The sequence below is a fragment of the Vallitalea maricola genome (assembly GCF_036985595.1).
Taxonomy (GTDB): domain Bacteria; phylum Bacillota; class Clostridia; order Lachnospirales; family Vallitaleaceae; genus Vallitalea; species Vallitalea maricola.
This window is the reverse complement of record NZ_BTPU01000060.1, coordinates 23,988-38,535: the sequence shown is the minus strand read 5'-3', so window position 1 is coordinate 38,535 and position 14,548 is coordinate 23,988. Positions and strand designations below refer to the sequence as shown.

6 protein-coding genes are annotated in these 14,548 nt (G+C 32.2%); all 6 read right to left on the bottom strand.

What is annotated here, in order from left to right; translation table 11 throughout:
- Positions 1-130 precede the first annotated feature (130 nt).
- A complete protein-coding gene (locus AACQ14_RS16585) occupies positions 131-6,244 on the bottom strand; it encodes an endo-alpha-N-acetylgalactosaminidase family protein (RefSeq protein ID WP_339364706.1) in 6,114 nt (2,037 codons plus the stop codon).
- A gap of 394 nt (positions 6,245-6,638) precedes the next feature.
- On the bottom strand, positions 6,639-8,801 hold the full coding sequence (gene gnpA, locus AACQ14_RS16580; protein WP_339364749.1) for a 1,3-beta-galactosyl-N-acetylhexosamine phosphorylase: 2,163 nt from the start codon (positions 8,799-8,801) through the stop codon (positions 6,639-6,641).
- Positions 8,802-8,840: 39 nt separating this feature from the next.
- The gene (locus AACQ14_RS16575; RefSeq protein WP_339364705.1) at positions 8,841-10,397 is read right to left on the bottom strand and encodes a type 2 periplasmic-binding domain-containing protein; all 1,557 of its coding nucleotides are present in this window, start codon (positions 10,395-10,397) and stop codon (positions 8,841-8,843) included.
- 30 nt (positions 10,398-10,427) lie between these two features.
- Positions 10,428-11,807 carry a response regulator transcription factor gene (locus tag AACQ14_RS16570; protein WP_339364704.1) on the bottom strand — a complete coding sequence of 460 codons (1,380 nt, stop codon included), beginning with the start codon at positions 11,805-11,807 and terminating at the stop codon, positions 10,428-10,430.
- A 13-nt stretch (positions 11,808-11,820) separates the two neighbouring features.
- Positions 11,821-13,563, bottom strand: coding sequence for a sensor histidine kinase (locus tag AACQ14_RS16565; RefSeq protein WP_339364703.1), 1,743 nt, complete (start codon positions 13,561-13,563; stop codon positions 11,821-11,823).
- Positions 13,564-13,682: 119 nt separating this feature from the next.
- Positions 13,683-14,537, bottom strand: coding sequence for a carbohydrate ABC transporter permease (locus tag AACQ14_RS16560; protein ID WP_339364702.1), 855 nt, complete (start codon positions 14,535-14,537; stop codon positions 13,683-13,685).
- Positions 14,538-14,548: the final 11 nt, after the last annotated feature.

Here is a 14,548-nt window from a genome sequence, read left to right as displayed (position 1 = left end):
TTTATTCAATAAAATAAGCCCCAAAGGATAGGCTGTAAGCTTAGTCTAACCCTTGGGACTATATTTAAATAAAACTATGATGGTTTTATGCTACACTTTTTAATTATTTAATAGAGTTAATAATGAACAGTCACCCAACCTTAATAGTCACAGTATTAGAATTAACTGTTTTGTTATCAACTGTTACTTTAGCTGTAATATCAGCAGTACCTTTTTTCAATGGTTTCATCTTATTATCACTGATCTGTAATACTGTTGTATCTGATATATCATAAGTCAATTCTGCTTTGCTCATATCTACATCAACACCATTACTCATTAGGGCAGTAACATTGAATGGTATGAATTCCATATCTAGACTTATCTCATTAACTGATGTATTTAAGTTTACATAAGCTAGATTTGGCTCTGCATTATTAGTTACTTCTTTAATATAAATATCATCTAAGATAATTTGTTCTTTCCCTTGTTGTTTATCAAGAGTCATATACAATCCATCTGTATTATTTCCAGTTGTAAATGTTTTTGTAACTTTTTTAGCTACGCCTCTATCAATTTGTTCAATTTCATTTGAACTGCCTGTTACTGTTAGAGGAATATTAGCTACTACTGTTTTATCAGGTTGTTTAATATTCAATGAATAATTTATATCATCTCTAGCAAGTGCATAGGTCAAACCAAGTTCATACGTTGTGTTTGGTTTTAGTGTAAATGCTCCGTTTTCTGTTATAAGCATCTCACCTGTTTCACCATCCTGCTGATTGGATTTTAATGAAAATCTTCCGTTAATAACCCAACTCATGAATTGACGGCCATATAAATCTTTTTCAGCTAAATGGCTTCTATTAGAGCCTCCTCTTCCTGAAGCAAGTACAAATGGTGAAATACCTTCATCTACATTCTCAAAATCTTCATAGAATGCATATCCTTGTTCACTAGTCACACCAGGCTCTTCATAACATCTAAAATCATCAACATATACTGTTCCATTACCTTCTGCAACATTAACTGTAACGGTTGCTGCTGATATACCTTTTGGAACTGTAAATTCAATATTTGCTCTTAAAAATGTATCACCCCTGAATTTTACAGCTTGTCCACTTCTTTCTTTACCTCTTCTAGTAATTACAGTTGAGTAATCCTTACCGCCACAATTAACATTCAGTGTTACGGTTCTTTCATCATTATTCTGAATCCAAGTGGATATAGAGTATGTTTTACTTTCTACAAGTCCATTGATGACTTGACTGATACCACCTTCGCCATTTGTTATCTTAAGAATATCATTACCACCACGTGGACTGCCTTGATGTGCGTTTTCAACTTCTTTTACTATTGATACATTTCCCCCTGTTTTTGTCCATCCAGCACCTGTTACATTATCGTTAACAAATCCCGCTGAATCAAATCCAGGATCAACAATCTGCTGTCCTTCGCCCCAAGTGTCTAATCTATTTTCTGATAATTCTCCTTGTGTTACTAGATAAGGAATATTTTGTTCTAGTGAAAGTATAATCTTCCCTTCAGTTACATCAATATCTTTAACATAATGTCTCCCTAGATCATCAAGCTTGTAAAGTTTTAGTCTAGTACTATCACTCCACTCAGAAGGTAGTGTCCACTGAGTTGTATCATTTTCAAATGGTGTCCATGCATATATCTTCTCTATACTAGTTGATTTGTTACCATCATCTGCATTAGGTACCCATGGTAAGAATAATTTTGTTTTACCTACATAGGTATCATTATATGAATCTTCTGGAGTTGCAGCTATTAATCTACCATCTTTATAATAGTTGATATCATCACCTTCACGAACAGCTTTTACTCCCTCAGTAAAATCAACTTGGTCAGATGTCATTTTTATTATTTCAAAATGCTGCATATATTTAGTAAGTAAATTATTATTGTAGAATATTCCTGTACCCATTTCACCTAGTACTGTTTGCTGATCACCCCAGCCGCCAGGTAATAAGTGTTTGTTACCTTTTAGTAAAGGATCACCTATAAAAGTATCTTGTGTATTATATTTGATGAATCTCATAATCTGTGAATTGTTACCTTTGTTTGGATATGCTGCATCTCCTCCCCAATGAGTCCATGTAACATATTGTTCTAGTGGTCCATTCATCTCAGTTCCAAGCATATATCCAAGTGAATTGACCTTTTCACCTAGTTGAGCCGCATTCCAGTCATTACCTGTGTATACATCCACATATACAAAATTAAGCTCTGGAGCTGCCTTCTTCAATAAATCTAATCTCCTATATAGTTCTCCAGTAGTTATGTCTTTTCTTTGATCTACATAAGAGGCTTTATCTAACCAGCCCCAGCCTGGTGAATTAAGATTTACAATATTTTGTGGATATGTAAATGCATCTGGATGATATTCTGTAGCGTTAATATGAATACCAATCTTAGCATTATAATCTTTTCCTGCTTCAATAAGTTTATTAAAATCCTTTATACCACCTTGTCTAATACCAAAATGGTCATAGTCAGGATGTGAATCGTCATGTCCTTCAGCCTGATAACCTTTTTCAAGAACTATCTGACCGAAACCGTCAGTGTAATTGTATATATTCTTAACCATGTCAAGACCTTTTAAAAATGGATTTTGGGTATATCCAATATTCATTGATACATATGAAATATTATTCTTGATATCTTCTCCACCAAAAGGTATTTTCATATCTTTTCTATACAATATCGCTGCATCCTGCCAGTCAATGGTACTATCATTGTTCTCATCTTTTGCTATGGCAATCTGCACCCATGGTTTATGTTCTTGGAAATAGTCTGCTCCTGTATCTGCTTTTCCTAATTCTTCTCTATAAGTCCAAGCTCCTGCTCCTATTCCAGTTTTCTTATCAGCACCTCTGTTATCTGTTGAGAGAGAAATTCTTGAACCACCTGTTGTAACATTTGAATCAACACTTACTGCAAAATCATTATTGCTGATAAAAGCATAGGTTTTCCCTTGTACACCAAGTGTCTGCTCTTGTACTGATGAAAATTTCTCAATAATGTTGTTCCAATCACCTGTAGTTATAACAGATGCTATTCTACCGTTTTCAGAAGCTTTAACTGATGCTAAGCTTTGTTTTGGAATATTAAGTGTCTGGAATTTAACATTTGGCTCTATTACGTTGATGATTTCAAATTTTAGTTTATTATCAATGACACTCATCTTTCCTTGAAGTTCAATTCCTGTACTACCAAAATCCTTCATTGTATATATGATTGAAGACTTATCTTCTGCAATTGTTGATGTAACTGTAGGGATATATTGTTCACCATTAACTTCCATAATGAACAGTTGTTCATCTTCACCATGGAGTATTGAACCGTCCTCTTTCCATTTGTAACTTAATACCCTTGGGAAATTCTCATCAACTGTAACATCCATTTTTTCGGAAGATATTATAGTTGTTTTTTCTTCTATTGCTGGAGGAGCAAGAGGAGGTATCTCTGTTACCTTCACATTATCAATAATAAAAGACTGTCCGGCCCAGCTATGGAAACCAATATATCCTTCGCCATCTGGAAGAGATGATACTGATTGTTTACCAATTTCATTTCCATCAAAGGATATGGAAAAATTACCTTCATGGGCTTTTAATTTCATTCGGTACACTTTTCCCTTTTGTGGAGAAAATGAACCTGGAAATGAACCATAGCCTTGTCCGTTTTTCCATACTAGCTTTCCAACATCTAGAGAAATGTTTGCCCAGTTATTGGAATCTATATATCTGATTAATGGTCCGCCCCTGAATACTGAATTTTCTGTAGCTAGAACAAATTCTACGTCTGCTTCAAATATCATGTTTTTTAGAGCAGGAGTATCATCTAGCTTGAAATAAGCGACTCCTTGATCCGAAAGTCCACTAATTAGAAGTTTACCGTCATCTGTTGCAGATATAGAACCAGACCCCCTGCCTATTTTCCAACCATTTGCTGCTGTTTCTTTATTCTCAAAATCAAGTTCGTAGGAACGTGGTTCTTCATTTAACACTTCTATGGCAGCTAAATTTTCAAAAAGCTCTCCTTCAATGATTCCACCAACTTGTAGGGTAGTGTTAGCAACTATGTCTTTAATAGGAACATGATTCCATATTATTTGTGACCTGCCACTTATACCACCATAGTATTTAATATCTATAATTGATGGAAGAGATGGCATTACACGTGGATATGTTTGCGCTTTGTATGTTGGTATATATGTAATCTGAGGAATAGCTGTCTTGATGATTGTACCAACTTCACCATTTATCAGCTCAGTTACCTTTAGAGTTTTTGCTGTACCGTAGTTTACATAACCAACCTTACCTTTTTCAAGGGTTATACCAGTAACTATCTGATTAAGACATACATTATCATTTATGATAACAGTTACTTTGTTTCCAATATATCTACATTTAATTGTTACATTAGTATTCTCAGCAATCTCTGGACCAGTGAATGATTTTTCTAAGTTATTAGATCCTGTTATTGCCCAATCTGTTCCGCCTTTATATATTATTCCAGCATATTGGCTATTACTTATAGCTCTGAACAAGATACCATACTGTGATGCCTCAGTTGCTTTCATTATGACACTAAATTCCCCATTTACTATAGTTGGGGATTCATTTTCTACTAGACTATAATTACTATCTGCATCATTTATTATAGTAAGTTCCCCTTGGGTTTTATCAATATCGTATCTACCTGAACCATCTATTGTATTCCATGTAATACCTTCTGGAGCAGTATATTCTTGAGTATATTTTACTGAAGAAGACTTATCAATAATTTTTCCAGAGGCAGTAACTGTTGCAAAAGAATTATCTTCAGTTTTCTGATCGAGTACGCCCGTAGCTGTAAAACTTTCATTTTCTGTAGTAAGTTCTGACCAACTTGTTATATTAGCTACTGTATCTATTGTAGTATTTTCATCTACCTTCAATTTAACAAATGCCTTAGTAGGTAGATGACTTTTATCAACGCTGTCTTTAATCATGTTAACTTTTATTGGCGTAACTTCTGAAACAATACTAGAGTTTACTTTTACATTAAGTTTAGGCTCAAAAGACATATCTTTGATTGTACCTTTAACTTGTACTGTACCAGGCTTTGATGTATCTACTGATTGAGTATTCCATGTTACACTTTCTTCAATCAAAGCACCACCATTATAGATAACTTTCACTGTTGATGGAAGTGTTACATCTTGGTATTGTGCAACAACAATAGTATCATCTTTGATTCCTTGTGGTTCTCCATTTATTGCTCCAATACCGCCAGAATACATATATTCAACTTTTGTTGTTACATTTGAAAACCATTTTCTATATCCTTGGTAACCACTATTTTTAGGCAACCAATCAAAGGATTTATTCAATATTGGCATTCCAAAATCCTCGAAACCATTATCACCATCTTTTTTTGCTGCCCATATAACTATATTTGTCTCATCATATTTAACACGTAATTTGACTATTTCGTCTTTGATGAAAGTTTTTCCTTGAGTGAAAAAATCCCATTTACCTACTTTGTTTACTCCCCAACCAGTTCCATCATTTCCGATTAACACCCAATTATTATCATCTATGCTTCGAACTAAAACTCCAAATCGTCCCATTGTATCGTCTGGAACAGTGAATACAATCTCTATTTCACCATCTGCAATTTCACTTGATTTTGTATCAATTATTCTTGTATCCCCCACATTAGTAAAATTTAATACACCGTTTTCAGTTACAGTTGTTCCACCACCTTCAAGTGTAGAGAATTCACATACACCATCATAATCTTGTTTGTAAAAACTATCTGTTGGTGTTTCTAATGTTTCCTTCTGTTCATTCTCTGCTTCTTGTAGTGGATTCTCCTGTTGCTCTACATCTTGCTTTACTACTTGTCCTTCAGTAGGACTCTCTTTTGGTTCTTCTGCTGGATTTGCCTCTTGCTCTGCTAATGAATCTTTTGCTTCATCTAGCTTGTTGTCTGCTTCATCTATTGATTCTTTATCAGCTGATTTACCTCCTGATTCTTCTATTGGATTTTCCTGTTGCTCTACCGATGAATCTTTTGATTCCTCCACCTGCTCTTCTACAGGATTATCGCTTACTTCCTCTATAATAATATCTTTTGGTTGTTCTGTTGTTGTCTCACCTTCTGTTGCTGATATTGGAACATAAAAAGCCATCATCATAATTGACATAGCCAATGCAGCTATTCGTTTAGCTAACTTTCTTTTGTACATTTTTTCACTCTCCTTAATTTTGGTAGTTTTTTCTAGACTGTTGTGAATTGATTTAACCCCTCGATACAAATAAAAAATAGAATTAAGTTATTATTACCAATAACATATATATATTAACAATTTTTTTCATTAGTCTGTATGTAAAAATATTATTCTTTTATGTCTAAATCTTAGTTGATTATATATTTATTATATTATTTACTAGATATTTATTATTCTTTTATGCATTTCTTATAAATTACATAACATAAATAAATTAATAGAACTTTTTTATAGACATATAGGTATTAGAATACTAATCATATATTCCTTTTGTAACTAAACAAAGCAGGTATCTATTTCATTAAATAAATACCTGCCTGAATATATAAATATGTTTATATTCCTTGAAATCCTACATATTAAACCATACAATTTCATTCTCTTGTAAATCTATTTCGAACGATGTTCCATCACCTTTATAAATTGTAGTTGACTGTTTTGTATATGTATTATTTACAACACAATATTTTTTAGTGTTCATATATGCATGTACGTCAACATTAATATTATCACTATACCACTTTTTCATTTCATTCTCTTTACCAGCCACCCAGAATATAGAACGGTATAAGATACGTGTATTTTCAAAGCTATATGGAAGTCCACTTAGATAAACACTACGTCCATTTCCAAATTCATTTGCAGCCATCTCAATATCTCCACCACGATTAACAATTACCTGTGCATTTTTTAATGCATAGACATCTTTTATTCCTTCTCCAAAATCAATGTCATCATTACATTGCTCTGTAATAAAATGTGGTTTCTCTTCCCAATTGTACTTATCAGTTGATAGACTAAAACCGAGCTCACGGTCTACACCAAGTACTGACGCCATTTGGAAGAATCGTCCATTTTGCTCATATGCACTTGGCTCACCAACACCAATGAATCCACCACCATTAGCAACGAATTCTTTAATTGTTGTTACTATCTCTGCATCAGCCCAATTTTCTCCACCGCTGTTTGCAGTATAGGCACTTCCTGCATTTATGATTACACCTACGTTATCTAATATGGATTTATCATTTTTTATATCCTCAAAACTGATGAATTTCACATCAAACTGCATACCTGCTAATGCTTCTAATATTCCACCATATGAGTAGCATTTTTTATTCCATAATGCATGTGCCACCATGTAAGTTCCCCAAGAACGAATCTTACCCCAGCAATTCAAGACAGCTACTTTGAATGGTGCTACATATGGTTTTCCCTCTCCGATATTATCATAGAGAGTACGGAATTCATTACAGACACTCTCAATGTAATCCATAAAATCTGGAAAATCAAGAGCAAGTTTTAAATAACCTCCATAACCGATTCTATCTACTGGACTTCGTAGAATGGCACGTCTTGCAGTTACCCAGTTTTCCACTGCTTCTTTTTTAGGTTCTCCACCTTCATGGAATGTATCTGGGAAAAAGTATGGCAAGAATCTACCTTCTGTATATCTTACTCCAGGTATATCTGAGATAAGTCTTAGGGTGGTACCATTTCCAACTGAACCAACAACACTATCTAATCCAATCTCTGGAAAATATTTTCCAAAAGGTTCTGTTCCAATCCAATGATCCCCAAGGAACATCATAGCTTCTTTACCATGACTATGAACAATATCAACTAATTCTTTCGCTAATTTGGCAACTTCTCGCTGCTGAAAATCCATAAAGTCCTTAAACTCTTTTGATGGTATACGGAAAGTATTATTTTGATATCCTTGGTCAATGATATACTCTGCACGGAACTTATAACCTGCTTCTTTTTCAAATTTATCTAAGATATAAGGACTGATACTTGCTGAATAACCAAACCAATCAACAAACTTTTCTTTTCCTTCATCATTAAAATTAAGTGTAAATTGATGGAAAAATGTTGTAAATCTTACTACGTCAACGTTAGGATTATCTTCACACCATTTTGCCAGCTTATCCTTAACATATTTTTGTGTTTTAGGCTGTCTTACATCAAAAGTCATTTGATGAGGTACATCTTTCCAGTCATTAGTGATGTAGTTATACATATGAACTGGGTCCCACATGATGAATGCAAGAAAACTAACAGTATACTCATGATATTTGTCTGTCTTTATTGTTACTTTACCAGTTTCCTCATCATAATCCCAATGAGATACAGGTACAACTTCTCCTGTAGTACGATCTATTACTTCCCACCAGCGTTTAATATCATGCATGGTATTAACCTTGAATTGTGGCTTATAGAAATCACGTAACAACTCTATATCAAGAGTATCACCAATTGCTGTCTCAGGTTCTGTTACAAGATACATTTGCTGTATTTCATCAGGATTATTTTTAGCCCATTCATTATCTTTTCTAGTCGTATAATATGTAGCATATACCTTGGCACCTTTGCCTAATAGTTCTTTTGGAAACTCAGTTCCATCACAGTCACGAAGTGCGTCAACACCTAATCTTTCCATAGTCTCAAGAGTCTCATTTATAATATCTACATCTGTTGGTAGAGTTACTCTTCCTTTATTATTCATGTCCATACCTCCTAATTTCATCATTTAATTAATCACTAAGACTAATTAATTCAAATCATCCATTAATTCATTCACTTCATCTATCATCTTATAAAGCCCTTTATTCTCATAATCTTTCATTATATCATTGTACATCTTATCTACACTTTCTCTGCCTATCATAACCTTAATGATATCATCTGCTGGTTTTATCATAAAATTACTCATTGTTGGAGTTTGCATGGATAAATTTATTTCATAGTATTTAGGTAAATCAGTTTCCAATAGTTGGTAGCTATACTCAACATCCATTTTATAATACTTATCTTTCGTTGGGTCCCCTGTAAGAGTTAAATATCTATATACATTATTCCATTGCACCAAATCAGCAAGTAAAGTAATAGGATATTTGTCATTAATATCATTACCTTGTTTTGCTATTTTCACACCATTCGCTGATATATAATCTTCATCTTCATATCCTCGTCTAAGCATATCTTCATTTTTCAAAAAATACTCATATAGATTAAGAATAGCTTCCTGTTTGACAGGATCATCAGTTGTTATATATGATTCCGACCAATATTTTTTGAATACACTTCCATAGGTATTTCCATCTTTTGATTTTAAAGGCGATAGAATTTTTACATGATCCTCAAACTTTTTATCTGGATACTTCTCGTTCCATCTTTTAGCCAGTTTCCATGTTATCATATTACCTAGCAGAGCCGCTGATGATCCATTTATAAATTTGTTTATGGATTGTTCCTCTTTCGCCAAAGGAATATCTTTAGCAATTGTTGATTCTTCATACATCTCTCGTGCAAGTTCAAAAGCAGATTTTAAGTCTCCAGCAAAATAGGCAGGGATATACTTATCATTCTTCTTGACCCACTTGAAATCACTACCACTACCATCACTCATTCCTAAAGGAACGCTGTAAGACATGAAAAAACTGTCTAAGATAAATGGTACTGTAACAGCCATTCCCTCTATATCCTTGTTTTCAGCATCATTTTTCATAATAGTCTTAATCATAGCCCGAAACTCATCATAGGTTTCAGGTTCTTCAGTTATCCCAGCCTTCCTTGCTAAATCATAGCGGTAAAAAATCTTACGATCCATTCCACTTAACTTTACACTATGACTATTATCGTATGTCTTTCTTGGTATACCATAATAATTTCCATCAGAATGTCTGAATTGGTTCATCTCAGCACAATTCATATAGCTGTTAAGGTTTGTCCACTTGGACAAATCCTTTGGTAATGGCTTAATAATCTTTTTATCAATCCATTGATAGTATAAAGGAGTGCCAATAGCTCCAATTGCTACAACATCTGGGAGTTGTGAAGATGATGCTAGTAGATTTATCTTTCTTCTATCATCATCATGAGTAATTTCGTAGGGAATAAGTTTAATATTCAATTTTTCTTCAATTTCACGTAACATCTTATCATTATCTCCACCACTCAAGGCATTACCAATATTCCAAAAGGCTATTGAAATCTCGATTGGTTGTTTTTCATTATTATCAACTACTTCATTATTATTTTTTTTACACCCTGTAAAAATCATGATTATAATCAGTAATAATATATATATTAATCTGTACTTCTTCATAAAATAACACCTCAATAATTTTGATAATGATTATATATTGCTTTTTCTATAATAAGATGGTGCCATATTAGTATATTTCTTGAATTTCTTTATAAAATAGAAGTAGTCATTAAATCCGCTGTTAATACATACATCATTAATGGACATATCCGTTTTCTGTAATAATTCTTTAGCTTTTTCTATCCTAAGTCCAGTCAGATATTTTACATAAGTTGTTCCTGTCTCTTTCTTAAATAATTGACTTATATAATTAGGATTCAGGAATAATTCTTCAGCAATATCTTTTATGGAAATATTCTTGGTAAAGTTTGCATTTATATATTTGATTACTTTTATAAAATTCTTATTATAACTTTCAAAAGTCAAGTCATTCTTCTCGAATGAATTCTCGATAACCACGAGCAGGCTATTTATCAAGTTATCAAAGCTTTCATAGTTTCTTACAAGCTCATCAAAACTATATATATTAAGGTCATCCTCTTCACCTATAGGTCCTCGATATTTATTTAATATCATATTATGGAGCTTCATTGCTTGTTTGATATTCATTGTTTTGCTGGTTATTCCAGAATATTCCAGTAAATTTTCTTTAAGTTTAGCTGGTTTATCTATATCTTTGCATATCTTATTGTAATAGTCGTCTTGCTTATTAGTCTCATCCATTAAAATCTTATCATGTTTGCAAAAAAAGAAATAATAGCTTTTTACCATAATATCATCTATATGTTCTAGAAGATTATCATAGCTTACTTTATTAGTCGTTATACCTATCCCATCTATTAAAGGGTTATTCTTTATTTCATTATTCAGCATTAATTTATCTGTATCATCATTCAATATATAAAGATATTTATTTATCCCTATATTGAACATAAGATGGTGTACCTTAATATATTTAGATAGATTTTCCTTGCCAATTACCATAATCATATGGAATCTATCTTTTATCTTATTCCTTATGAGGAATTTTTGTATTTCATCTACTTTATTTTCATACACGTATTCCATGAAATCATATTCCATAAAATCATTTTTAGGCTCTATCTTATCTACTGCTAACTTAAGAACAGACATCATCTCAGTATAGTCTATTGGTTTTAGACAATATCCAGCTACTCCAATCTGTATAGCTTTTTTTGCGTAAGAAAAATCTGCATAACCACTGATTATAATAAATTGAATTGAGCTATTTAATTTTGCGATTTCACTACATAATGTAAGACCATTGAATGGTGGCATACTAATATCCGATATTACAATATCTATATGATTTTCTTTTGCATAATCCAGCGCGTGGCGACTATCGGTTGCAGTGTATACCAGTTCCAAATTCAGTTTTTCCCAATTAATTCCTGATTTTATAGATTGTATAATCATTGGTTCATCATCGATTATCATTACTTTATACATCTAAATCAACCTTTCATTCAAATTGTTTCCTGTTTATTGGAAGCATGATACTTATTTTAGTTCCCTCTCCATGTTCACTCTCTATTTTGACTCCATACTCATTACCATATATCATTCCTATCCTTCTATGTACATTTGATATACCTACATGACTAGAATCATCTTTTTCACAATCTAGATTTGTAATGATTCCATCCAATTGAGATGGTTCAATTCCTACTCCATCATCTTGTATGATAATAATAAGATTATGTTCATCTATTTTAGTTCCAATATATAATGTTGTATCATCTGTATTTTTTTCAATAGCATGTACAAATGCATTTTCAACAATGGGCTGCATAATCATCTTAGGTATTATGATATTAAGAGTTTCATTATTGATATTATAGAAAACTGTTCCTTTATTACCAAACTTGAACATTTGAATATCAATATAAGCCTTTATCATCTTGACTTCTTCTTCTAAAGTTACTTCACTTGACCCTTTTATACTATATCTGAATATATCCCCTAGACATTGAGCCATGGTTGATATTTCAACAATGTTATTAGACATAGCAATACCTTTCATAGTTTCAAGTGTATTGTATAGAAAATGAGGATTGATCTGACTTCGCAGATAGGATATCTCTGCCCTCTTTTTCTCAATCTCAGCTTGATATAGATTATTGCTTGTATTGACTAATTTATGTGTCAGAGTATTTATCTCGTCAATCATATCATTAAGGTCATCAGCAAGTTCAACTATCTCTTTATTACCATTTACAATTACTTTTTCTTTCAATTTCTTATAATTTCCAGCTATTATTGTTTTAAGATAATCACCTATACTATGAATAGGCTTAACTGTATTCTTATATATGACCATAAATGCAAAACATACTATGATTATAAATATTATACAGATGATTGATATTATGGATTGAATATATCCAACATCCTTTTTAGTATATTTCTTGTCTATATTACTTACGATAAACAAATCCATATCTTTTATTTCTTCCACTATTATGATACTTTTATCATCAGTGAACATATCTGTTTTTGTAGTGTTTCCATCAATTTTATTAATAATATTATTACCAACTTCTTTTGTACAGTTTATGGGATAGAACTTATTATACTTATCAAGAATCACAAAACTGATTCCTTGAACTGTTCTAGCTTCAAAGTTTTTTAGTATTGTGTCTACATCAATAGATATAATTATATCGCCAAAATACTCTCCATATGTATCTCCCATATCCATACCAAACACTTTATTGTCAAATGCTATGGTTGTTATATTTTTATCCATATAATTTTGTTCATATAAACCTACACATTTAAGTCTTCTATCATCCTCAGCCCTCTTAACTATTTCATCAAGGGTATCTCTCTCCAAGTAAATACTATTTATGTATTCATCATCTATAAGAGCAATATCAAAAATATCATCATAATATAGCTTTAACACCGAAATACTTTTTTCTACTTTAGTTATTGTATCAAAATCCAATTCTTCCTTAAAATATTTCTGTAAAATACTTTCATATTGTAATGTACTTGATGCAGCTACCATCCTCTTATTAGTATATTCTAGTTCACGTACTAATTTCTGTGATATGGTTCTACTATATTGAAGATTTTTTTCAAATAATAGCTTACTAATTAATTTACCAGTTATTATATTAAGAAATATGAATACAATGATAATGCTTAATACTAATACTGTAAATTGTAATTTCAGACTAGGTAGTATCCTTTTTTTCATCTAACCACATCCTTAGATATCATAATTTATACTACCTTATTATAAAAAAAACATCAAGAAGCTTTTGTAGTAAAATTGTACTTTATCCATTTAATTGTTTTATAATGTCGAATATTATCCTATCCCTTCAATCCTCCTAAAGATAATCCTCCAGTAAGTTTTTTCTGAACAGCCATATAGAATATCATTGTTGGCAGCATTACTAAAACCAGCCCTGCAAACATGGCACCCCAATCAGTAGCATATTTCTGGACTTCCATGAGATTCTTAAGACCAACTGAAAGAGTCTTTTTAGTATCATCTCTTATCATAGTAAAGGCTAGAATATATTCATTCCAATAACTCATAAATGCAAACATGAGTACTGTTACCATACCAGGTTTTGCCATAGGAACTATTACGCTATAAAGAGTTCTAAAATATCCACATCCATCAATGGAAGCCGCCGCTTCATATTCCTTGGATATACCTTTGAAGAATCCGCTTAATAGATATATATTAAATGGTAACGTAGTAACTGAATATAGAATTGCAAGCATTAGCCTATTGTTCAATAAATGCATTTTATTCATTAGAGTAAATAATGGAACAACTGTATAAGATCCTGAAACAAAAAGTCCTCCCATGAATACTAGACTAATCAATTTATTGAATTTGAAATCAAATCTAGAAAGTGCATATGCCGCTGGAACAGCCAATGCAAGTAAGACTACTATTGCAATGATTGTAATACCGATGGAATTCATGAAATATGAACCCATATGCCCTTTTACTAATGCATTAGTATAGTTCTCCCAATGTAAACCTGATGGTAACTTCCAAGGACTGGTCAAGAATTCTCTATTAGTCTTGAAAGACGTTGCGAAAGCCCAGAATATAGGATATACCACTAGTATTGATGCAATAATTAATATTAATCTGGTGACTACATTACCAACATTTATTTTCTTATTATCTTTACTTTTACTTTTCATTTATTTCACCT